Annotated in this window: 16 protein-coding genes and 1 pseudogene; 8 read left to right on the top strand and 9 right to left on the bottom strand. The window is 56.8% G+C overall.

Going from position 1 to position 23,901, the window contains the following annotated elements:
- The first annotated feature begins 67 nt into the window (after positions 1 to 67).
- The 7 genes from cmoM (at position 68) to EDF73_RS06830 (ending at position 10,688) form a co-directional block, all read left to right on the top strand.
- Positions 68 to 868, top strand: coding sequence for a tRNA uridine 5-oxyacetic acid(34) methyltransferase CmoM (gene cmoM, locus EDF73_RS06860; protein WP_132727517.1), 801 nt, complete (start codon positions 68 to 70; stop codon positions 866 to 868).
- Complete coding sequence (mukF, locus tag EDF73_RS06855) at positions 865 to 2,187, top strand: chromosome partition protein MukF (protein ID WP_132727514.1); 1,323 nt, start codon at positions 865 to 867, stop codon at positions 2,185 to 2,187. The genes cmoM and mukF overlap by 4 nt, the downstream gene beginning before the upstream one ends.
- Positions 2,168 to 2,872 carry a chromosome partition protein MukE gene (mukE, locus tag EDF73_RS06850; RefSeq protein WP_100685488.1) on the top strand — a complete coding sequence of 235 codons (705 nt, stop codon included), beginning with the start codon at positions 2,168 to 2,170 and terminating at the stop codon, positions 2,870 to 2,872. The genes mukF and mukE overlap by 20 nt, the downstream gene beginning before the upstream one ends.
- On the top strand, positions 2,872 to 7,320 hold the full coding sequence (gene mukB / locus EDF73_RS06845) for a chromosome partition protein MukB (RefSeq protein WP_132727511.1): 4,449 nt from the start codon (positions 2,872 to 2,874) through the stop codon (positions 7,318 to 7,320). Before mukE ends, mukB begins: the two co-directional genes overlap by 1 nt.
- A gap of 184 nt (positions 7,321 to 7,504) precedes the next feature.
- Positions 7,505 to 9,295 (top strand): L,D-transpeptidase, encoded by a 1,791-nt coding sequence (ldtD, locus tag EDF73_RS06840; RefSeq protein ID WP_132727508.1) that lies wholly within the window; start codon positions 7,505 to 7,507, stop codon positions 9,293 to 9,295.
- A 180-nt stretch (positions 9,296 to 9,475) separates the two neighbouring features.
- The gene (locus EDF73_RS06835; RefSeq protein ID WP_132728125.1) at positions 9,476 to 10,027 is read left to right on the top strand and encodes a YcbK family protein; all 552 of its coding nucleotides are present in this window, start codon (positions 9,476 to 9,478) and stop codon (positions 10,025 to 10,027) included.
- 13 nt (positions 10,028 to 10,040) lie between these two features.
- Positions 10,041 to 10,688 carry an MBL fold metallo-hydrolase gene (locus EDF73_RS06830; RefSeq protein ID WP_132727504.1) on the top strand — a complete coding sequence of 216 codons (648 nt, stop codon included), beginning with the start codon at positions 10,041 to 10,043 and terminating at the stop codon, positions 10,686 to 10,688.
- A gap of 65 nt (positions 10,689 to 10,753) precedes the next feature.
- On the opposite strand, the gene aspC is transcribed toward EDF73_RS06830, so the two are convergent.
- The 4 genes from aspC to pncB all read right to left on the bottom strand — a co-directional run bounded on the left by aspC (position 10,754) and on the right by pncB (position 16,554).
- Positions 10,754 to 11,944 (bottom strand): aspartate transaminase, encoded by a 1,191-nt coding sequence (aspC, locus tag EDF73_RS06825; protein WP_132727501.1) that lies wholly within the window; start codon positions 11,942 to 11,944, stop codon positions 10,754 to 10,756.
- Between the two features lie 187 nt (positions 11,945 to 12,131).
- Complete coding sequence (gene ompF / locus EDF73_RS06820; RefSeq protein WP_279387983.1) at positions 12,132 to 13,193, bottom strand: porin OmpF; 1,062 nt, start codon at positions 13,191 to 13,193, stop codon at positions 12,132 to 12,134.
- Positions 13,194 to 13,784: 591 nt separating this feature from the next.
- Positions 13,785 to 15,185 (bottom strand): asparagine--tRNA ligase, encoded by a 1,401-nt coding sequence (gene asnS, locus EDF73_RS06815; RefSeq protein ID WP_132727498.1) that lies wholly within the window; start codon positions 15,183 to 15,185, stop codon positions 13,785 to 13,787.
- Positions 15,186 to 15,351: 166 nt separating this feature from the next.
- A complete protein-coding gene (gene pncB / locus EDF73_RS06810; RefSeq protein ID WP_132727495.1) occupies positions 15,352 to 16,554 on the bottom strand; it encodes a nicotinate phosphoribosyltransferase in 1,203 nt (400 codons plus the stop codon).
- A gap of 329 nt (positions 16,555 to 16,883) precedes the next feature.
- Between pncB and pepN the strand changes: the two genes are divergently transcribed.
- The gene (gene pepN, locus EDF73_RS06805) at positions 16,884 to 19,499 is read left to right on the top strand and encodes an aminopeptidase N (RefSeq protein ID WP_132727492.1); all 2,616 of its coding nucleotides are present in this window, start codon (positions 16,884 to 16,886) and stop codon (positions 19,497 to 19,499) included.
- A gap of 51 nt (positions 19,500 to 19,550) precedes the next feature.
- On the opposite strand, the gene ssuB is transcribed toward pepN, so the two are convergent.
- The 5 genes and pseudogenes from ssuB to ssuE form a co-directional block, all read right to left on the bottom strand.
- The gene (ssuB, locus tag EDF73_RS06800; RefSeq protein ID WP_132727489.1) at positions 19,551 to 20,324 is read right to left on the bottom strand and encodes an aliphatic sulfonates ABC transporter ATP-binding protein; all 774 of its coding nucleotides are present in this window, start codon (positions 20,322 to 20,324) and stop codon (positions 19,551 to 19,553) included.
- On the bottom strand, positions 20,321 to 21,112 hold the full coding sequence (gene ssuC / locus EDF73_RS06795; RefSeq protein WP_132727486.1) for an aliphatic sulfonate ABC transporter permease SsuC: 792 nt from the start codon (positions 21,110 to 21,112) through the stop codon (positions 20,321 to 20,323). Before ssuC ends, ssuB begins: the two co-directional genes overlap by 4 nt.
- A 10-nt stretch (positions 21,113 to 21,122) precedes the next feature.
- Positions 21,123 to 22,268, bottom strand: a complete 1,146-nt coding sequence (ssuD, locus tag EDF73_RS06790; protein WP_132727483.1) for an FMNH2-dependent alkanesulfonate monooxygenase — start codon at positions 22,266 to 22,268, stop codon at positions 21,123 to 21,125.
- A pseudogene (locus tag EDF73_RS06785) lies at positions 22,228 to 23,227 on the bottom strand (sulfonate ABC transporter substrate-binding protein). Before EDF73_RS06785 ends, ssuD begins: the two are co-directional and overlap by 41 nt.
- Positions 23,220 to 23,795 (bottom strand): NADPH-dependent FMN reductase, encoded by a 576-nt coding sequence (gene ssuE, locus EDF73_RS06780; protein WP_132727478.1) that lies wholly within the window; start codon positions 23,793 to 23,795, stop codon positions 23,220 to 23,222. The pseudogene EDF73_RS06785 and the gene ssuE overlap by 8 nt, the downstream one beginning before the upstream one ends.
- Between the last annotated feature and the right edge of the window lie 106 nt (positions 23,796 to 23,901).

Below are 23,901 nucleotides of genomic sequence, written 5' to 3'. Positions count from 1 at the left end.
CAGATCGCTTCATTCTCAGCGTGGGTATGACAAAATAGCGGCTTTGTGGTGGCAGGTGGAGTCGTTCGTGCAGGATCGTAATTTCGATGACATGGCTGAAAAGTTTTCGCGCAATATCTACGGCACCACCAAGGGCGAACTGCGTCAGGCGATCCTCTGGCAGGATCTGCAACCGTTGCTGAGTCAGCTTGGGCCCGGGCCGCTGCGGGTTCTTGACGCCGGCGGCGGGGAAGGGCAGACGGCGGTGCGAGTGGCGGAAATGGGCCACCACGTGACGTTATGCGATCTTTCCGCTGAAATGGTGGCCCGCGCCCGGCAGGCGGCTGCCGATAAAGGTGTGATCGACAACATGCATTTTGTACAATGCGCGGCTCAGGATATTGCGCAGCATTTGGAAAGCCCGGTCGATCTGATACTGTTTCATGCGGTACTGGAATGGGTGGCCGAGCCGCAGGAGATGTTGCGCACGCTGTGGTCGGTGCTACGCCCCGGCGGCGCGTTGTCGCTAATGTTCTACAATGCTAACGGTCTGCTGATGCACAACATGGTCGTCGGGAACTTCGACTACGTACAGCTTGGCATGCCGAAAAAGAAAAAACGCACGCTATCGCCGGACTATCCGCGTTCCCCGGAGCAGGTGTATGGCTGGCTGGAAGAGCTGGGCTGGCAGATTACCGGGAAAACCGGCGTGCGGGTGTTTCATGATTATCTGCGTGAAAAACGCAAACAGCGCGACAACTTTGCGGCGCTGCTGGAGCTGGAGACGCGCTACTGTCGCCAGGAGCCGTATATCAGTCTGGGGCGTTATATTCATGTCACCGCGATTAAGCGCCAGGCTCAGAGCTGCAGATGCAAGGATAAAGTATGAGTGAATTTTCCCAGACAGTCCCCGAACTGGTTGCCTGGGCCAGAAAAAATGATTTTTCTATTTCGCTGCCGGTGGACAGACTCTCTTTTCTGCTGGCCGTTGCCACGCTGAACGGCGAGCGGCTGGAAGGGGAAATGACCGAGGGAGAACTGGTGGATGCGTTCCGCCACGTCAGTGATGCGTTTGAGCAGACCAGCGAAACCATCAGCCAGCGCGCCAATAATGCGATTAACGACATGGTGCGCCAGCGTCTGCTGAACCGCTTTACCAGCGAAAGTACGGAAGGCAATGCTATCTATCGTCTTACGCCGTTGGGAATCGGGATTACCGACTACTATATTCGTCAGCGCGAATTTTCTACGCTGCGTCTGTCGATGCAGCTGTCGATCGTGGCAGGCGAACTGAAGCGCGCCGCCGACTCGGCCGAAGAGGGCGGGGATGAGTTTCACTGGCATCGTAACGTCTTTGCGCCGCTGAAATACTCGGTGGCTGAGATTTTCGACAGCATCGACCTGACCCAGCGCATCATGGATGAACAGCAGCAGCTGGTCAAAGATGATATCGCCCAGTTGTTGAACAAAGACTGGCGCGCGGCGATCTCCAGCTGTGAGCTGCTGCTGTCGGAAACCTCCGGCACCCTGCGCGAGCTGCAGGATACGCTGGATGCGGCGGGCGATAAGCTGCAGGCTAACCTGTTGAGAATTCAGGACGCGACGATTACGCGCGACGATCTGCATTTTGTCGACCGTTTAGTCTTTGATCTGCAAAGTAAGCTGGACCGCATTGTCAGCTGGGGGCAGCAGGCTATCGACCTGTGGATCGGCTACGATCGCCACGTGCATAAGTTTATCCGTACCGCCATTGATATGGATAAAAACCGCGTGTTCGCCCAGCGTCTGCGTCAATCGATCCAGACCTACTTTGATGCGCCGTGGGCGTTGACCCACGCCAGCGCCGATCGTCTGCTGGATATGCGTGATGAAGAGATGGCGCTGCGCGACGAAGAGGTCACCGGGGAACTTCCCGCCGATCTGGAGTACGAAGAGTTTAACGAAATTCGCGAGCAGCTGGCCGCGCTGATTGAAGCACAGCTGGTGGTCTATAAAGACAAAGGGGTGCCGCTGGATCTCGGTCTGGTGGTGCGCGAATATCTGGCGCAGTATCCGCGAGCTCGCCATTTCGATGTGGCGCGAATTGTTGTCGATCAGGCGGTACGCCTGGGCGTCGCGCAAGCAGATTTCACCGGACTGCCGGCAAAATGGCAGCCGATTAATGATTACGGAGCCAAGGTACAGGCGCATGTCATCGACAAATATTGAACAAGTGATGCCAGTTAAACTGGCGCTGGCGTTGGGCAATCCGTTATTTCCGGCGCTGGATAGCGCCCTGCGAGCAGGCCGCCATATCGGTCTGGACGAACTGGATAATCACGCATTTTTGATGGATTTCCAGGATTACCTGGAAGAGTTTTACGCTCGCTATAACGTTGAACTGATCCGCGCGCCGGAGGGATTCTTCTATCTGCGCCCGCGCTCCACCACGCTGATTCCGCGTTCGGTTCTGTCAGAGCTGGATATGATGGTTGGCAAAATCCTTTGCTACCTCTATCTCAGCCCGGAACGCCTGGCCAATGAAGGAATCTTTACCCAGCAGGAGCTCTACGATGAGCTGCTGACCCTGGCGGACGAAGCCAAACTGCTGAAGCTGGTAAACAACCGCTCCACCGGTTCCGACCTCGATCGCCAGAAGCTGCAGGAGAAAATGCGCGCGTCGCTCAACCGCCTGCGCCGTCTGGGGATGGTGTGGTTTATGGGCCATGACAGCAGCAAATTCCGCATTACCGAGTCGGTCTTCCGCTTCGGCGCTGACGTCCGCGTCGGCGACGATCCGCGCGAAGCGCAGCTGCGGATGATTCGCGATGGCGAAGCGATGGCGCTGGAAAACCACCTGCAGCTCAATGATGAGAATGAAGAGAATCAGCCGGATAGCGGGGAGGAAGAGTAATGATTGAACGCGGTAAATTTCGCTCGCTAACGCTGGTTAACTGGAACGGTTTTTTTGCCCGGACTTTTGATCTGGATGAGCTGGTCACCACCCTTTCCGGCGGCAACGGCGCCGGGAAATCCACCACCATGGCGGCCTTCGTCACGGCGCTGATCCCGGACCTGACCCTGCTGCACTTCCGTAACACCACCGAGGCTGGCGCCACCAGCGGCTCGCGCGATAAGGGCCTGCACGGTAAGCTGCGCGCCGGGGTGTGTTATTCGGTGCTGGACGTTATCAACTCGCACCACCAGCGGGTGGTGGTGGGCGTGCGTCTGCAGCAGATCGCCGGTCGCGATCGTAAAGTGGATATCAAACCCTTTGCGATTCAGGGACTGCCGACGTCGGTGCAGCCAACCCAGCTGCTGACGGAAACCCTTAACGAACGCCAGGCGCGCGTTCTCAGCCTCAACGAGCTGAAAGATAAGCTTGAGGCGATGGAAGGGGTACAGTTCAAGCAGTTCAACTCGATCACCGATTATCACTCGCTGATGTTCGATCTGGGGGTGGTGGCCCGTCGTCTGCGTTCTGCCTCTGACCGTAGCAAATACTATCGCCTGATTGAAGCTTCGCTGTACGGCGGGATTTCCAACACCATTACCCGCTCGCTGCGTGACTACCTGCTGCCGGAAAACAGCGGCGTGCGTAAAGCGTTCCAGGATATGGAAGCCGCGCTGCGCGAAAACCGTATGACGCTGGAGGCGATTCGCGTCACCCAGTCCGATCGCGATCTGTTTAAACACCTGATCAGCGAAGCGACGAACTACGTGGCGGCGGACTATATGCGTCACGCCAATGAACGTCGCGTTCATCTGGATAAAGCGCTGGAATACCGTCGCGAGCTGTTCACCTCGCGGTCGCAGCTGGCGGCAGAACAGTATAAGCATGTCGATATGGCCCGCGAACTGCAGGAACATAACGGCGCGGAAGGCGACCTGGAAGCCGATTATCAGGCCGCCAGCGATCATCTGAACCTGGTGCAAACCGCTCTGCGTCAGCAGGAGAAAATCGAGCGCTATGAAGCGGATCTCGATGAACTGCAGATTCGCCTGGAAGAGCAGAATGAAGTGGTCGCGGAAGCGACCGATCTGCAGGAAGAGAACGAAGCCCGTGCGGAAGCCGCTGAAGTGGAAGTGGATGAGCTGAAAAGCCAGCTGGCCGATTATCAGCAGGCGCTGGACGTGCAGCAGACCCGCGCGATTCAGTACAACCAGGCCCTGCAGGCGCTGGAACGCGCGAAAGCGCTGTGTCACCTACCGGATTTAACCCCGGAAAGCGCCGGCGAATGGCTGGAAACGTTCCAGGCGAAAGAGCAGGAAGCGACGGAAAAAATGCTGTCGCTGGAACAGAAAATCAGCGTGGCGCAAACCGCGCACGGTCAGTTTGAACAGGCTTACCAGCTGGTGGCGGCAATCAATGGCCCGCTGGCGCGTAATGAAGCCTGGGATGTGGCCCGCGAACTGCTGCGCGATGGCGTCAACCAGCGCCATCTGGCCGAGCAGGCCCACGGCCTGCGCAGCCGTCTGACCGAGCTGGAGCAGCGTTTGCGCGAACAGCAGGACGCCGAGCGCCAGCTGAGCGAATTCTGCAAGCGTCAGGGCAAACGCTACGAGATCGACGATCTGGAAGCCCTGCATCAGGAGCTGGAAGCGCGTATCGCCTCCTTGTCCGACAGCGTCTCTTCCGCCAGCGAACAGCGCATGAATCTGCGTCAGGAGCTGGAACAGCTGCAGTCCCGCACCCAGTCTCTGCTGCGTCGCGCGCCGATCTGGCTGGCCGCACAGAACAGCCTGAATCAGCTCTGCGAGCAGAGCGGCGAGCAGTTTGAATCAAGCCAGGACGTCACCGAATACCTTCAGCAGCTGCTGGAGCGCGAACGCGAGGCGATCGTTGAACGTGACGAGGTCGGCGCCCGTAAACGCGCGATCGACGAAGAGATCGAACGTCTCAGCCAGCCGGGTGGGTCTGAAGATCCGCGTCTTAACGCGCTGGCCGAACGTTTTGGCGGCGTCCTGCTGTCTGAAATTTATGACGATGTCAGTCTGGAAGATGCGCCGTACTTCTCCGCGCTGTACGGCCCGTCGCGTCACGCGATCGTGGTTCCCGATCTGGCGCAAATCGCCGAACAGCTTGAAGGGCTGGAAGATTGCCCGGAAGATCTCTATCTGATCGAAGGCGACCCGCAGTCGTTCGATGACAGCGTATTCAGCGTTGATGAGCTGGAAAAAGCGGTGGTTGTGAAGGTAGCGGATCGTCAGTGGCGCTATTCGCGCTTCCCGACGCTGCCGCTGTTTGGCCGCGCCGCGCGTGAAAGCCGCATTGAGAGCCTGCACGCCGAGCGTGAAGAGCTGTCAGAGCGTTTTGCCACCCTCTCGTTTGACGTTCAGAAAACGCAGCGTCAGCATCAGGCGTTCAGCCGCTTTATCGGCAGCCATCTGGCGGTGGCCTTCGAGGATGACCCGGAAGAAGAAATCCGTAAACTGAACGGCCGTCGCGGCGAGCTGGAGCGGGCGCTTAGCGCGCACGAAAGCGATAACCAGCAGAACCGGGTGCAGTTTGAGCAGGCGAAAGAGGGCGTTTCGGCGCTGAACCGTCTGTTACCGCGTCTCAACCTGCTGGCGGACGATACGCTGGCCGACCGCGTGGATGAAATTCAGGAGCGTCTGGATGAGGCTCAGGAAGCGGCGCGCTTTATTCAGCAGTATGGCAACCAGCTGGCGAAGCTGGAGCCGATCGTTTCGGTGCTGCAGAGCGACCCGGAACAGTTCGAACAGCTGAAAGAAGATTATGCTTACTCGCAGCAGACGCAGCGCGATGCGCGTCAGCAGGCGTTTGCGCTGAGCGAAGTGGTGCAGCGCCGCGCGCACTTCAGCTACTCCGATTCGGCGGAAATGCTCAGCGGCAACAGCGATCTCAACGAAAAACTGCGCCAGCGTCTGGAGCAGGCGGAAACGGAACGTAGCCGCGCCCGCGACGCGACGCGTACTCATACGGCGCAGCTGAACCAGTACAATCAGGTGCTGGCGTCGCTGAAAAGTTCGTATGACACCAAAAAAGAGCTGCTGGGCGATCTGTATAAAGAGCTGCAGGATATCGGCGTACGGGCCGATAGCGGCGCGGAAGAGCGCGCGCGCGCGCGTCGCGATGAGCTGCATAGCCAGTTAAGCAACAACCGCGCCCGCCGCAATCAGCTGGAAAAAGCGCTGACCTTCTGTGAAGCGGAAATGGACAACCTGACCCGCAAGCTGCGTAAGCTCGAACGCGACTATTGCGAAATGCGTGAGCAGGTGGTTAGCGCCAAGGCGGGCTGGTGCGCGGTCATGCGTCTGGTGAAAGATAATGGCGTCGAGCGCCGCCTGCATCGCCGCGAGCTGGCCTATCTCTCGGCCGATGAGCTGCGTTCGATGTCGGATAAGGCGCTCGGTGCGCTGCGTCTGGCGGTGGCGGATAACGAACATCTGCGCGACGTGCTGCGCGTCTCAGAAGATCCGAAGCGTCCTGAGCGTAAAATTCAGTTCTTCGTTGCCGTTTATCAGCATCTGCGCGAGCGTATTCGTCAGGACATTATCCGTACCGACGATCCGGTTGAGGCGATTGAGCAGATGGAAATCGAGCTTAGCCGCCTGACGGAAGAGTTGACCAACCGCGAACAGAAGCTGGCGATCAGCTCCCGCAGCGTCGCCAATATCATCCGCAAGACTATCCAGCGCGAGCAGAACCGTATTCGTATGCTCAACCAGGGACTGCAGAGCGTCTCCTTCGGCCAGGTCAACAGCGTGCGGCTGAACGTCAACGTGCGGGAAACCCACTCGACGCTGCTGGATGTGCTGTCCGAGCAGCATGAACAGCATCAGGACCTGTTCAACAGCAATCGTCTGACCTTCTCTGAAGCGCTGGCGAAGCTCTATCAGCGCCTGAATCCGCAGATCGATATGGGACAACGGACGCCGCAAACCATCGGCGAAGAGCTGCTCGACTACCGCAACTATCTGGAAATGGAAGTTGAGGTTAACCGCGGCTCCGACGGCTGGCTGCGCGCTGAGTCCGGCGCGCTGTCAACCGGTGAGGCTATCGGGACCGGGATGTCGATCCTGGTGATGGTGGTGCAGAGCTGGGAGGATGAATCACGTCGCCTGCGCGGCAAAGATCTTTCGCCGTGCCGTCTGCTGTTCCTTGATGAAGCGGCGCGCCTCGATGCCCGATCCATCGCCACGCTGTTTGAGCTGTGCGAACGTCTGGAGATGCAGCTGATTATCGCGGCGCCGGAAAATATCAGCCCGGAAAAAGGCACCACCTATAAACTGGTGCGTAAAGTGTTTAATAACCATGAACACGTTCACGTCGTCGGCCTGCGCGGTTTCGCCGCTCAGCTGCCGGAAACGTTGCCGGGAACGGCTGACGCCTCTTAACGGGCGGTGAATCAGCGGAGAAAAGGGCGACAATGTGTCGCCCTTTTTGTTATCCAATTGGTAGGGTAAGGTTGTATAATCTTTAAACTTCTTTACATTTGGTAAGGCAAAAGCGTTTACGCCTTTATATACTGTGAGTAAGCCCCATTTTTGTGGGTGGCAATGTGTTAACAGGGGGCAAGGGATGTTGCTAAAAAAACGGTATGGTCGTCAATGGTCAGCGCTGAGTTTGAGCCTGGCTTTTGCATTTGCTCCACTGTTCAATGTCCAGGCCGAAGAGCCTGAAGTGGTACCTGCCGACAGTTCCGCCACGATTGGTGAACTGTCTTCTGCGCTGAGCCAAAGCGCGGGTCAGTCTGCGACGGTCGCGAAAATGGCCGGCGAGCAGCCGCTGGCTACCGATGCGGCAGCGAAAAGTCGTGCCGATATTACCGCACTACTGCCGGCGGGTTATCAGCCGGTGTTTATGAATCCTCTGGTGTCGCTGTACGCGGCCAGGGATATGAAGCCGATGTGGGAGAACCGCGAGGCGGTGCAGGCGTTCCAGCAGCAGCTGGCCGAAGTCGCGATTGCCGGTTTCCAGCCGCAGTTCACCACCTGGGTAAGCCTGCTCACCGATCCGGCGGTGAGCGGTATGGCGCGTGATGTCGTGCTTTCCGATGCTATGATGGGCTATCTGCACTTTATCAGCGGCATTCCGGTTCAGGGGAACCGCTGGCTGTATAGCTCCAGACCTTACACCATGTCGACGCCGCCGCTGTCGGTCATCAACCAGTGGCAGCTGGCGCTGGATGACGGTTCACTGCCGCAGTTTATTGCCGGACTGGCGCCGCACCATACGCAATATGCGGCGATGCATCAGGCGCTGCTGTCGTTGGTGGCGGATTCGCGTCCGTGGCCGCAACTGACCAGTACCGCATCGCTACGTCCTGGCGAGTGGAGCAACGATATCGGCGCGCTGCGTGAGATTTTACAACGTACCGGCATGCTGGATGACGCTGAGAAGATAGCTTTGCCGGGGGACGTCGTCAGCCCGTCGGCGGGGAAGAAAAATAAAACGGCTGCGCGCGGCGTTTACGATCGCCAGCTTGTTGCGGGCGTTAAGCGCTTTCAGGCGTGGCAAGGGCTGGGTGCCGATGGCGTCATTGGCGCCTCCACGCGCGACCTGCTGAACGTTTCCGCGGCGCAGCGCGCCGGGGTGCTGGCGCTGAACATCCAGCGTTTACGCCTGCTGCCGGGCAAGCTCTCCACCGGGATCATGGTGAATATTCCGGCCTTTTCGCTGGTCTATTATCAGGACGGCAGTCAGGTGCTGGCATCGCGAGTGATCGTCGGGCGCCCGGATCGTAAAACGCCGATGATGAGCAGCGCGTTAAATAATGTGGTGGTGAATCCGCCGTGGAATGTGCCGCCGACGCTGGCGCGCAAAGATATCCTGCCGAAGGTGCGTAATAATCCAGGCTATCTTGAGCAACATGGCTATACGGTAATGCGCGGCTGGAACAGCAAAGAGGCCCTCGATCCCTGGCGCATTGATTGGTCAACGATCACCGAGAACAATCTCCCGTTCCGCTTCCAGCAGGCGCCGGGGGCACGTAACTCGCTGGGGCGTTATAAGTTCAATATGCCCAGCTCCGATGCTATCTATCTGCACGATACGCCGAACCACAATCTGTTCCAGAAAGACGTGCGCGCGTTAAGCTCCGGCTGTGTGCGGGTCAATAAAGCTTCTGAACTGGCGAATATGCTGCTGCAGGATGCCGGCTGGAACGATACGCGGATTTCCGATGCGCTTAAGCAGGGCGATACGCGGTATGTGAATATCCGGCAGAATATCCCGGTGAATCTCTATTATTTAACCGCCTTCGTTGGCAGCGACGGCCGCATGCAATATCGTACAGATATTTACAATTACGATCTCACCGCGCGATCTGGCGCACAAATTTTGGCGAAAGCTGAACAATTAATCAGGTAAATGAAGTAGTTCACCCCATTTCGTTGTCCTAACTGTGGGTGAAAACAGGCTCTGTTCCTCTACAGAGCCTGTATTTACTGGGGTTAGGCTACCTTGACGTTGGCAATAATGCCCGGTAAGGTGCCTTTCGTGCGCCAGAAGTGCATATATTCGATTCATTTACTTGTAGACCTGATTATCATGGACAAATTTGACGCTAATCGCCGCAAATTGCTGGCGTTAGGTGGGGCTGCGCTCGGTGCCGCCGCCATTCTGCCTGCGCCGGCATTTGCCACCCTCTCGACCCCCCGACCGCGTATTTTGACGCTGAATAACCTGCATACTGGTGAATCACTCAAGGCGGAGTTTTTCGATGGCAGAGGCTATATTCAGGATGAATTAGCAAGGCTTAACCATTTTTTCCGTGATTTCCGCGCGAATAAAATTAAGCCCATCGATCCGAGTTTGTTCGATCACCTCTATCGTCTGCAGGGATTGCTTGGCACGAATAAACCTGTCCAGCTCATCTCTGGCTATCGTTCCCTCGATACCAACGATGAACTTCGTGCACGAAGCCGTGGTGTAGCGAAACATAGCTATCACACCAGGGGGCAGGCAATGGATTTCCATATTGAAGGCATTTCGTTAAGCAATGTTCGCAAAGCGGCGTTATCTATGGGCGCAGGTGGTGTAGGATACTACCCACGTAGCAACTTTGTGCATATTGATACCGGTCCGGTAAGGCACTGGTAACGAAAGGAGCATCATGAACTATCGTATTATTCCGGTTACCGCGTTTGCTCAGAACTGTTCTTTAATCTGGTGCGAACAAACCCGGCTTGCAGCGCTGGTCGATCCTGGCGGTGACGCTGAGCGAATCAAACAGGAAGTAGCGGCAGAGGGCGTCAGCCTGATGCAGATTTTGCTCACCCACGGTCATCTCGATCATGTCGGTGCGGCGGCCGAGCTGGCACAGCATTATGGTGTGCCGATTATCGGGCCGGAAGAAGAAGATCGGTTCTGGCTGGAAGGGCTGCCGGCGCAAAGTCGGATGTTTGGTCTGGAAGATTGTCAGCCATTGCAGCCGGACCGCTGGCTCAATGAAGGCGATGTGGTCAGCGTAGGGAATGTTGCTCTGCAGGTGCTGCACTGTCCCGGGCACACGCCAGGGCACGTGGTCTTTTTTGATCCGGCATCCCGGCTGCTGGTTTCCGGCGACGTCATTTTCAAAGGTGGAGTAGGGCGCAGCGACTTCCCGCGCGGCGACCACGGTCAGCTGATTGATGCGATTAAGCGCAAATTACTGCCTTTAGGCGATGATGTGACGTTTATTCCCGGTCACGGGCCGATGTCGACGCTGGGCTATGAGCGTCTGCATAACCCTTTCCTGCAGGATGAAATGCCCGTCTGGTAATGCTCCTCGACGGAAAATATAAACAAGGCCGCGCAAGCGGCCTTTATTTTTTGCCAGCGAGGCTATTACAGCACGGCGACAATCGCTTCACACAGCGGCGCCATGTTGTCTGGCGTCATACCGGCGACGTTGATACGCCCGGAAGCCACGGCGTAGACCCCGAACTCTTCACGCAGACGCAGCACCTGCTCTTTGGTCAGGCCGCTGAACGAGAACATCCCGTTTTGCTTGATGATGAAAGAGAAGTCGCGAGTGGCCCCTTTTTCCTGCAGGGTATTCACGAACAGCAGACGCATGCGCTGAATACGCTGGCGCATATCGGTCAGCTCTTGTTCCCAGATAGCGCGCAGCGCGTCGTTGCTGAGAATCGTCGCCACCACCGAAGCACCGTGCGCCGGCGGGTTGGAGTAGTTTGCCCGGATGGTGGATTTCATCTGGCTGAACGCGCGGTCAACGGTTTCCTGGTCGCCAGCCACCAGCGTGCAGGCGCCGACGCGCTCGTTGTACAGACCGAAGTTCTTCGAGTAGGAGCTGGCCACCAGCAGCTCTTTATGCAGCGCGGCAAACGCGCGCAGCCCTTCAGCATCCTCTTCCAGACCACGGGCAAAACCCTGGTAGGCAAAATCGAACAGCGGCAGCCAGCCTTTTTCGACGGACAGCTGCGCCAGCTGTTGCCACTGCTCCAGCGTCGGATCGATACCGGTTGGGTTATGGCAGCAGCCATGGAACAGAACCACGTCACCGGCCTGCGCCTCATTGAGGCTTGCCAGCAGACCGTCAAAGTCGAGCGCGTGGTTGGCGGCATCGTAATAGGCATATTCACGGACTTCCAGACCCGCGGAATTGAACACGCTTTTGTGATTCGGCCAGCTCGGATTGCTCACCCAAACGCGCTTAACGTCGGTATTCTTCGCGAGGAAATCCGCGGCAACGCGCAGGGCACCGGTACCGCCAGGCGTCTGTGCGGTACGGGCGCGCTTATCGTTGATAATCGCATTGCCTTTACCGAACAGCAGCTCCTGAGTGCAGCGACCAAATTCCGCAATACCATCGATACCGAGATAGTTTTTGGTGGTTTCATTTTCCAGCAGATACTGCTCTGCTTTTTTTACGCTGGTCAGGACCGGGGTTTTACCCGTTTCATCTTTGTAAACACCAATCCCGAGGTTAATTTTGGTAGGGCGGTCATCGGCACGAAACAGATCGGCCAGGCCCAGAATAGGGTCGGCAGGGGCGGCAGTAATGTTCTCAAACATGACGAGGTTCCATTGTGATTACTGAAGGGAATTCCGCTATCAGGGTAACGGCAGATGAACTAATTGCCAACCGTTTGCGACAAAAAGCGCGAAGGTTTTCGAAAGTTACGATCTTTATCTCAGGAATAGAGAAAAGCAGGACCGAAGTCCTGCTTTTTAGGCATATCACGAAGGGGTGTACTGCAGATTAGAACTGGTAAACGATACCCACGGCGACGGTGTCGTCGGAGTTCACGCCCAGCTTGTTGTCGCTGTCAATCTGGTTGATTTGATAGTCAACATAGGTGGACATGTTTTTGTTGAAGTAGTAGGTCGCGCCGACGTCGATGTAGTTGATGTAATCTTCATCGCCAATGCCGCCTTCAATATTTTTCGCTTTAGATTTGTAGTAAGCGATGGACGGACGCAGGCCGAAATCGAACTGATACTGCGCAACGACGGAGAAGTCCTGAGTTTTGTTGGCAAAGCCATCCGTAATGCGGGTCGCATTGCGGGTTTCGCCGTACAGGGCTGCGAGGTAGATATTGTTCGCATCGTATTTCAGGCCGGTTGCCCACTGCTCAGCTTTATCGCCTTTGCCGCGTGCCAGAGCCTGCTGTCCGTCGGTACGGTCTGCTGCGCCGTAAGCGCCGACAATGCCGAAGCCATCGACTTCATAGCTCAGAGAGGTTGCCCAGCCATCACCGTTCGCACGGGACGGGTTATCTGCGTGCTCGTTTTTACCCAGGTACTGTACGCCGAAGTTCAGACCGTCAACCAGACCGAAGAAGTTGCTGTTACGGTAGGTTGCCAGGCCACCGGTACGACCGGCGAAGAAGTTATCGCTAGGGCCGGTGTCGCCGCCAAACTCAGGCAGCATATCGGTTACGCCGATGGCGTCATAAACCAGGCCGTAGTTACGACCGTAGTCGAAGGAGCCTGCATCGCCGAATTTCAGACCGGCGTAGGCCAGACGGGTTTTGTTACCGGTCTGAGCGTCGCTACCTTCCGTATTATTACCCTGGAAGTTATATTCCCACTGGCCGTAACCGGTCAGCTGGTCGTTGATCTGCGTTTCCCCTTTAAAACCCAAACGGGCATAGGTTTGGTCGCCGTCATTATCTTTGTTATCAGAGAAATAATGCAGACCTACGGTTTTGCCGTACAGATCGAGCTTGTTGCCGTCTTTGTTATAGATTTCCGCAGCGTTTGCTGCGCCGGCTACCAGCAGGGCAGGGATCACCGCTGCCAGAATATTGCGCTTCATCATTATTTATTACCCTCATTAATATTTTTATATGAACACTTGCCACTGCCGCCAATAAATTCCGTCAATAAAAATTTACAGAACTATTGATGATAGTTTGGTGTCTGAAGGCATCTTTCCATCCACGCCACCGTTTCGCTAGCCGGAAAATGCTACCAATGTCGCATATGAGTAACAATACGAAAATGTATGTAACAAAATATGTATTTTTAGGAACTTTGTGAACTCAATCAAAATTCCGTTCCGGTTTGCTCGTAAAATAAACTAACCTTATATATCTATATGAATTAATTATGATTAATTTAGATAAGGCGGCTTTTGTGCATTTTATGTCTGCATTTCGCTTTTTTTTCGCTCAGCTTTTGTCTTCACACCTTGTGCGGTGGGTGCTTAAAAAATGAACAGAATAATCAGGCATTTCGCCAATATATGAACATAAGATGCGATTTGTCGGCTGTGGAGGGGGCGAAATAGTGAGTAACATAAATGTGAACTTGAAGGGTTGATGTTTAAATTTATTAGTATTCGTTAACATTAATTGACATAAAAAAAGGCCAGCTTACGCTGGCCCTTGGCGATGATCAGAAAAAACAATCAGAATGTGGCGCTACGCGGCGTACGCGGGAACGGAATCACATCACGCACGTTCTGTACGCCGGTGACGTAGGCGATCAGACGTTCAAAGCCCAGCCCGAAGCCGGAGTGTGGTACGGTGCCGTAACGACGCAGGTCGCGGTACCACCAGTAGTCTTCTTTATTAAGACCCATTTCCGCCATGCGCGCGTCCAGCACGTCCAGACGTTCCTCACGCTGAGAGCCGCCGATGATTTCACCGATGCCCGGCGCCAGGACATCCATTGCCGCGACGGTTTTACCGTCTTCGTTAAGGCGCATATAGAAGGCCTTAATGTCTTTCGGGTAGTTTTTCACCACCACCGGCGCTTTGAAGTGCTCTTCGGCCAGATAGCGCTCATGCTCGGAAGAGAGATCCACGCCCCAGTAGACCGGGTTTTCAAACGGCTTGCCGCAGTTCTCCAGAATCGTCACCGCGTCGGTGTAATCAACCTGAGCGAAGTCGGCATTAATAAAGCGTTCCAGACGAGAAACGGCTTCTTTATCGACGCGCTCGGCGAAGAATTTCATGTCATCCGCCCGCTCTTCCAGTACCGCTTTGAAGACGTACTTCAGCATGGCTTCAGCCAGGCCAGCGACATCGTTGAGGTTCGCAAAGGCCACTTCCGGCTCCAGCATCCAGAATTCCGCGAGGTGACGGCTGGTGTTAGAGTTTTCAGCACGGAAGGTTGGGCCGAAGGTATAAATTTTCGACAGCGCGCAGGCATAGGTTTCGCCGTTCAACTGGCCGGATACGGTCAGGAACGACTCTTTGCCGAAGAAATCTTTATCGAAATCCACTTTGCCCAGATCGTTACGCGGCAGGTTCTCCAGATCCAGCGTCGATACGCGGAACATTTCGCCAGCGCCTTCGGTATCCGATGCGGTAATCAGCGGCGTAGAAACCCAGAAGAAGCCCTGCTCGTCAAAGAAACGATGCAGCGCCTGTGCCAGGGTATGACGCACGCGGGCGACGGCGCCAATCAGATTGGTACGCGGACGCAGGTGCGCGACTTCACGCAGATACTCGATGCTGTGGCGTTTAGCGGCCATCGGATAGGTATCCGGATCTTCTACCCAACCGGTCACTTCAACATGGCTGGCCTGGATTTCAAAACTCTGACCCTGACCCTGGGACGCCACGATTTTACCCGTAACGATGACCGAACAGCCGGTGGTCAGGCGCAGTACTTCCTGATTGTAATTGGGCAGAGAATTATTAATAACGGCCTGTACAGGATCAAAGCAGGAACCGTCATAGACGGCCAGGAAGGAAAAGCCAGCTTTTGAATCTCGGCGGGTACGTACCCATCCGCGCACGGTGACTTCGCTGTCAACGGCAACACGGCCCTGGAGTACGTCGGCTACAGGCACAACGCTCATAATAGTCTCTCTATTCGTAGTCCAATAAAAAAATCGATATCCCCCGGCAATCGGGGGATATCTATGTTACCTGTCATCTTCCATCAGACAAGTAGATTTCGCACCGGGAGAGAGAGTTTTCGGAAATAAATAAAGAACAAGGAGCCAGAACGGCTCCTTATGGTGATTAACTGGCCTTTTTCACCGGCGGCAGATCGAAGGCTTTACGCAGCGCGCGCACGAATGCTTTATCGTGGCAGATGGTTTTGCCCGGACTGTCGGAGAGCTTGGCGACCGGTTTTCCATTGCATTCCACCAGTTTTATAACGATATTGAGCGGTTTAACCTGGGGGATGTCGCAGGTTAAACGGGTACCGATGCCAAAGCTGAGATTGATCCGCGAAGAGAAGTGGCGATACAAATCAACCGCTTTCGCCAGATCGAGATTATCGGAAAAGACCAGTACTTTACTCATCGGGTCGATACCCAGTTTCTGATAATGGGCAATGGCTTTCTCACCCCATTCAAACGGGTCGCCGGAATCGTGGCGCAGACCCTGATAACGGCTGGCGAACTCCGGACCGAAGTCGCGCAGGAAGGCATCCATGGTAATACAGTCAGTCAGGGCGATGCCGAGCCGATCGGGATACTCTTCCAGCCAGGCCGCCAGGGCCGCGCGCTGGCTGCTGGCTAAATTGGGGCTGATTTGCTGATGCGCCTGGAACCATTCATGCGCCTGGGTACCCATTGGCGTCAGATTCAGGCGTCGAGCCAGATCGTAGTTGCTGGTGCCGCTAAACCACGGCTCCTGCTGTAAACGTGCAACAATGGCCTGCTGCACTTCACGGGAGAAGCGTCGGCGGGTGCCGAAGTCCATCAGACGGAAGCGACTCAGATCGAGGTCCGCCGTGATATGTGCGAAGTCGGCGAGCTTGCGCTCAAGCGTGTCGAGCGCTAAATCGACGCTGATTTCGGGCGAGCGGTAGCGATGGACCAGCTCGCTAATGACTGCCAGCAGCGGCACTTCCCACATAATGACTTCACGCCAGGGGCCGGACAGGCGGATATTCAGCTTGCCGTTGTCGTTGCTGACGATGACCTGCTGCGGGTCATAGCGGAAATCACGTAGCCAGTCGAGATAGTCCTGAGAAAAGAACGGCAGGGTGGACAACCACTGATATTCATCGTCCTGCAGCTTCAGGTCACGCATGGTTTCCACCTGCTCGCGAATTGCATCGGCGTAGATACCGAGCAGATCGTCCCCGCGGCAGCGGAACTCCGCCGCAACGTGTACGTCGTGATAGCGGTGGAAGACAGCCTGCTGCATATGCAGCTTGTAAGCATCCGTATCAAGCAGCGAGTGCAGTACAGGAGAAGTGAATTGTGTCATGGTGCGCAGTAGCGTCCTCTCACTGGAGCGTTTCCATCAAAACCGAAGCAGAAAAAAGGAGGCGGAGTATACCTTTATTACCCGACTCTGTCCCGCAGTGACGGTCGATGGCGACGCTGACGGTCATTTGCGAGGCCTAGTTTAATATATTGAACAGGGATCACACCACAAGCTTTGCGCCGGGTCGAGTGCATTTCGTGCCTCTTGTGTTATCAATATGTAGCAATTTTCGTGTTTGACGTTGAAAAGATGAAGATTCTGCATAGCGCGATCTACACAACAGGAATAGACTGGGTTCGACACTTTATGGAACATGCTAAAGGTTTTTTATGACACAACAGCCCCAAGCCAAATACCGCCACGATTACCGTGCGCCGGATTATCTGATTAGCGATATCGATTTGACCTTTGACCTGGATGCCGCGAAAACCGTTGTCACGGCTGAGAGCAAAGTCTCCCGTCACGCGGCTGCGTCTGATGTGCCATTGCGTCTGGATGGCGAAGACCTGACGTTGGTCTCCCTGCAGGTCGATGGCCAGCCGTGGAGCAACTATAAAGAAGAAAATAACCAACTGGTGATCGCTGGATTGCCGGAACATTTCACCCTGACGATCGTCAATGAAATCAGCCCGGCGGCCAATACCGCGCTGGAAGGGCTGTACCAGTCCGGCGAAGCGCTGTGTACCCAGTGCGAGGCGGAAGGCTTCCGTCATATTACCTGGTATCTGGATCGCCCGGACGTGCTGGCGCGTTTTACCACCAAAATTATTGCCGATAAAACGAAATATCCCTACCTGCTCTCCAACGGCAACCGCGTGGCGCAGGGCGAACTGGAAAACGGCCGGCACTGGATCCAGTGGCAGGACCCGTTCCCGAAACCATGCTATCTGTTTGCGCTGGTGGCCGGTGACTTCGACGTGCTGCGCGATACCTTCAAAACCCGTTCCGGGCGTGAAGTGGCGCTGGAGCTGTTCGTCGATCGCGGCAACCTCGATCGCGCGCCGTGGGCGATGACCTCCCTCAAAAACTCGATGAAATGGGACGAAACCCGTTTTGGTCTCGAGTACGATCTCGACATCTATATGATTGTCGCCGTCGACTTCTTTAATATGGGGGCGATGGAGAATAAGGGGCTGAACGTCTTTAACTCCAAATACGTTCTGGCGCGCACCGATACCGCAACCGATAAAGATTATCTCGATATTGAGCGGGTGATCGGCCACGAATATTTCCACAACTGGACCGGCAACCGCGTCACCTGCCGCGACTGGTTCCAGCTGAGCCTGAAAGAAGGGCTGACCGTCTTCCGCGATCAGGAGTTCAGCTCTGACCTTGGCTCGCGTGCGGTCAACCGCATTAACAACGTGCGCACCATGCGCGGCCTGCAGTTCGCCGAAGACGCCAGCCCGATGGCCCATCCGATTCGCCCGGATATGGTCATTGAGATGAATAACTTCTATACCCTGACGGTGTATGAAAAAGGCGCGGAAGTGATCCGTATGCTGCACACCCTGTTAGGGGAAGCCAACTTCCAGAAAGGGATGCAGCTGTACTTTGAACGGCATGACGGCAGCGCCGCGACCTGCGACGATTTCGTCCAGGCGATGGAAGATGCTTCCAATGTCGACCTGTCCCATTTCCGTCGCTGGTACAGCCAGTCCGGTACGCCGGTGGTCAGCGTTCATGATGACTATAACCCGGAAACGGAACAGTACACGCTTACCATCAGCCAGCATACGCCGCCGACCGCCGAGCAGCAGGAGAAGCTGCCGCTGCATATTCCGTTCGATATCGAACTGTATGATAACGAAGGCAAGGCGATCCCACTGCAGAAAGGGGGGCATCCGGTCCATCACGTGCTGAACGTGACCCAGGCCGAACAGACTTTCGTCTTTGACAATGTCTACTTCCAGCCGGTACCGGCGCTGCTTTGCGAATTCTCCGCACCGGTGAAGCTGGAGTATAAGTGGAGCGACCAGCAGCTGACGTTCCTGATGCGCCATGCGCGCAACGACTTCTCCCGCTGGGATGCCGCGCAGAGTCTGCTGGCGACCTACATCAAACTGAACGTTAACCGCCATCAGCAAGGGCAACCGCTGTCGCTGCCGATTCACGTCGCCGATGCGTTCCGCGCGATCCTGCTGGATGAGAAGATCGATCCGGCGCTGGCGGCCGAAATTCTGACGCTGCCTTCCGCGAGCGAAATCGCCGAGCTGTTTGCCATCATCGACCCGATCGCCATTGTGGCGGTACGCGAAGCGTTGACCCGCACGCTTGCGAAAGAGCTGGCGGACGAGTTCCTCGCGGTTTACCACGCCAATAAGCTGGCGAGCTATCGCGTGGAGCATGGCGATATCGGCAAACGTTCACTGCGTAATACCTGCCTGCGCTATCTGGCGTTTGGTGATGCTGAACTGGCGGATAAGCTGGTCGTCGCCCAGTATCAGCAGGCCGACAACATGACCGACGCGCTGGCCGCGCTGTCAGCAGCGGTCGCCGCGCAGCTGCCTTGCCGCGATGCCCTGATGCAGGAATATGACGATAAATGGCACCAGGACGGCCTGGTCATGGACAAATGGTTCATCCTGCAGGCCACCAGCCCGGCGGATAATGCGCTGGAAACGGTGCGCGGCCTGCTGAACCACCGTTCGTTCAGCATCAGCAATCCGAACCGCGTGCGTTCGCTGATTGGCGCGTTTGCCGGCAGCAACCCGGCGGCATTCCACGCCGAAGATGGCAGCGGGTATCAGTTCCTGGTGGAGATGCTGACCGAGCTCAACAGCCGTAATCCACAGGTGGCCTCGCGCCTGATTGAGCCGTTGATTCGTCTGAAACGCTATGACGCCAAACGTCAGGCGCTGATGCGCGCGGCGCTGGAGCAGTTGAAAGGTCTGGAGAATCTCTCCGGGGATCTGTTCGAGAAAATCAGTAAAGCGTTAGCGTAAATGCCTTATCCGGGCTACCGATCGCAGGATCCGTAGCCCGGAATCGGGCGTTTAACCGTGACTAAACAAGCGCGGCGCAGGTTCATTCTTGCCGCGTTTCATCACCCGGTTCAGCACTTCCGCTTCCAGCTCAGCCAGTCTGGCTGACCCGGTACGGCGCGGTCGTGGGATATCGACGACTAAATCCAGTCCAATCTTGCCTTCTTCAATTAACAGCACCCGGTCGGCCATCGCCACCGCTTCGCTCACGTCGTGGGTCACCAGCAGTACGGTAAAACCGTGCTCCTGCCACAGGGAAACGATCAAATCCTGCATTTCCAGGCGGGTAAGGGCATCCAGCGCGCCCAGCGGTTCATCCAGCAGCAGCAGGCCCGGGCGGTGAATCAACGCGCGAGCCAGCGCCACCCGCTGTTTCTGCCCGCCGGAGAGCGCCGCCGGCCAGTCGCCCGCGCGGCTTTCGAGGCCAACGCTGGCCAGCGCCTGGAGCGCGGCCTCGCGCCATGAGCCTTTTAGCCCAAGTCCGACGTTATCGATGACCGTTTTCCACGGCAGCAGCCGTGAGTCCTGAAACATCATGCGGGTATCGTCCTGGATCTGCGCCAGCGGCGTCGCACCCGCCAGCAGCTCGCCGCCGTTAGGTTTTTCCAGCCCGGCCAGCAGCCGCAGCAGGGTGCTTTTACCGCCGCCGCTGCGCCCGACTACCGCGACAAACTGCCCGGTAGGAATATGCAGGTCCAGCTCATTAAGAATGGTGTTCTCGCCGTAGCGTTTGGTCACGCCGTTCAACAACAGCGGGATCCCTGGGTTCAGACGGGCAGTGGTCATGCGTTGGCCTCCTGAAGGTGATAAGCCGGGTTCCAGCGAAGCCAGACGCGTTCCAGTAGCTGGGCGCTGAAGTCGGCCAGTTTGCCAAGAATGGCGTAGAGAATGATGGCTACCACCACCACATCGGTTTGCAGAAATTCCCGCGCATTCATCGCCAGATAGCCGATCCCGGCGTTGGCGGAGATGGTTTCGGCCACGATCAGCGTTAGCCACATCAGACCAAGCGCAAAGCGGATGCCGACCATAATCGAGGGCAGGGCGCCGGGCAGAATGACGTGGCGGAATAAGGCGAAGCCGGACAGGCCATAGCTACGCGCCATCTCCACCAGCCCGCGATCGATATTACGGATGCCGTGCCAGGTATTGATGTAGATCGGGAACATGGTCCCCAGCGCGACGAGGAAGATTTTGGCGCTTTCATCGATGCCGAACCATAAAATAACCAGCGGAATCAACGCCAGATGCGGGACGTTACGCAGCATCTGAATCGAGGTATCCAGCAGGCGTTCCCCCCAGCGTGACAGGCCGCTAATCAGGCCCAGCACCAGCCCGATGGAACCGCCGATAGCGAAGCCCAACAGCGCGCGCCATGAGCTGATAGCCAGGTGTTGCCACAGCTCTCCGCTGGCGGAGAGCGTCCAGAAGGCTTTCAGTACCCCCTCCGGAGAGGGGAGAATACGGGTCGATAGCCAGCCCACCGAAGAGGCGATTTGCCAGACGATGACGGTCCCTACCGGCAGAAGCCAGGGAGCGACCCGCAGCAGCAGTTTTTGCGCCGATGTTGCCATGACCTGCTCCTTAACTCTGCGCCGCTTTACGCGGGATAAATTCATTCGCCACCGCTTCGCCCTGCTGACGCAGGCTATGCGGCTGCGGGATCGACGGAATATTGACATCCAGCAGGGGGAACAGCAGCTCCCCGACGCGATAAGCCTCTTCAAGATGCGGATAGCCGGAAAAGATAAAGCTATCAATACCGAGGGCGGCATATTCGTTGATGCGTTCGGCCACGGTGGCCGCATCGCCCACCAGCGCGGTACCCGCGCCACCGCGCGCTAACCCCACGCCGGCCCACAGATTGGGGCTGATTTCGAGCTTGTCGCGCTGGCCATTATGCAGAGCCGCCATCCGGTGTTGCCCCACCGAATCGGTTTGCGCAAAGGCAGCCTGCGCCCGGGCAATGGTCTCATCATCAAGATGAGAAATAAGACTCTCCGCCGCTTGCCAGGCCTCTTCATTGGTTTCTCTGACAATGACATGCAGACGAATGCCGAAGCGTACCTGGCGGCCAAGCCGGGCCGCTTTTTCACGGACCTGGGCGATTTTTTCCGCCACCTGGGCCGGAGGCTCCCCCCAGGTAAGGTATAAATCAACCTGCTCAGCGGCGAGATCCTGCGCCACTTCGGAAGAACCGCCGAAGTAGAGCGGGGGGCGCGGCTGCTGCAGCGGCGGGAATAACAGCTTCGCGCCGCGTACGCGCTGGTGTTTACCGTGGAAGGTGACCGTTTCGCCTTCCATCAGGCGGCGCCAGATATGGGTAAATTCAGATGAGGCTTCGTAGCGTTCGGTATGGTCGAGGAATACGCCGTCGCCGGCGAGCTCCTGCGGATCGCTGCCGGTCACCAGATTAAACAACGCCCGACCGTTGGACAGGCGGTCGAGGGTGGCGGCCTGGCGTGCGGCGACCGTGGGTGACATCACGCTTGGGCGCAGGGCGACGAGGAACTTCAGACGCTGGGTGACCGGAATCATCGAGGCGGCCACCAGCCACGCATCTTCACAGGAGCGCCCGGTCGGGATCAGGACACCGGTAAAACCGAGACGATCGGCGGTTTGCGCGATCTGTTGCAGGTAGCCGTGGTCGACCGGGCGAGCGCCTTCTTCCGTACCAAGATAGCGACCATCACCGTGGGTCGGTAAAAACCAGAACATATTCAGACTCATGATTTCGCTCCTTGTGCGGTTGCGGGATGCCAGATGCGGTCGCGGATATCGACTTTTTTTGGTACCAGCTTGTTCTCGTAAAACAGGTCGGCGGTTTGCTGCTGGCGGGCTGCCGTTTCGGCGCTGACCGGCGTAATGATGGTGGGCGGGCGATGGTCCAGATAGCTGGCGATCACCGCTTCAGGCAGGCCCATGATTTTTGCCAGCAGGGCAATGCTTTGCGGGCGCTGGCTCTGCGTCAGGGCGTCGGCCTGGCTGAAGGTCTCGAGCACGCCGGTAATAAAGGCACCGTTTTTCTCGGCGTAGGGGCGAGAAGCCAGATAGAAAGAGCCGGTTTGTTTCAGGTCGGTGCCATCCTTCAGCACCCGGGCGCGACTTTGCTGCAGGGCCGCGGAATAGTACGGATCCCAGATAGCCCAGGCATCGACATTGCCCTGCTGGAACGCGGCGCGGGCGTCGGCGGGGGCGAGATAGACCGGCTGAATATCGCTGAATGTCAGGCCCGCCTGCTGCAGCGCGCGCAGCAGCAGATTGTGTGAACTGGAGCCTTTCTGGAAGGCCACCTTACGTCCTTTTAACTCAGCCACGTTTTTGATCGGGCTGTTTTCCGCCACCAGAATCACCTCTGCTTTCGGCTTCGGCGGCTCGGCGCCGACGTAGAGCAGATCGGCCCCGGCGGCCTGAGCGAAAATGGGCGGTATATCGCCAGTACTGCCGAGGTCAATACTGCCGACGTTTAATGCTTCGAGCATCTGGGGGCCAGCGGGAAACTCCACCCAGGAAATTTTGGTGTTCGGGTAGCGTTTTTCCAGCAGCTGGTAACTTTTAGCCAGCACCATACTGACGCCCCCTTTTTGGTAGCCGATGCGCAGCGCGTCCGGCGCGGATTCTGCCGCATGGCCCAGGGCGGAGAGCGTCAGCAACCCGCCAAGCGCCAGGGCACGCAGGGGATTAAGCATGTTCCACCCCGCGAATCGTGTTCAGCGCGGGAGCACGGCTGCTCGGACGGTGCAGCGCCTGCCAGAAGGTCTCCAGCGCCAGATCGAGGCGTCCTTGCAGGTTAGGCGTGAACTGCGGCTTGTGCTGATAGTCGGTTACCTGGCTGTCATCGGCAAAGACGCCGTGGAGGATCTCCTGGGCTTTCAGGGCATTGAGCACCGGTTTCAGCGCATAATCTACCGCCAGCATATGTGCGATGGTGCCGCCGGTGGCCAGCGGTAAGACGATTTTACCTTCCAGCGCCCGTTCCGGGAGCAGGTCGAGCAGCGTCTTCAGCGCGCCGGAAAATGAGGCTTTATAGACCGGGGTGGCGATAATCAGCCCATCGGCGCCCGCCAGCTGTTCGTTCAGGGTATGCAGCGCCGGGTTATCGAAACGGGCATAAAGAAGGTCTTCCGGGGCAAAATTCTGCAAATGCCAGTGGCAGACTTCAACATCAGCGGCGGAGAGCGTCTCTCTGGCATATTCCAGAAGCGCGCTGGAACGGGAAGGGTAGCGCGGGCTACCTGCTAGTGTAATGACACGCATTTTCTCTCTCCTTATAACCAAATGTTTGCATTTATCTATAATTGATAACATTTGATGGCAGTGTGACAGAGCCGATTTATTTCCCTAAATGATTTTTCCACCCTTG

The organism is Klebsiella sp. BIGb0138, from assembly GCF_004342285.1.
Lineage (GTDB): Bacteria > Pseudomonadota > Gammaproteobacteria > Enterobacterales > Enterobacteriaceae > Klebsiella.
This window is presented reverse-complemented; position numbering and strand designations above follow the sequence as displayed.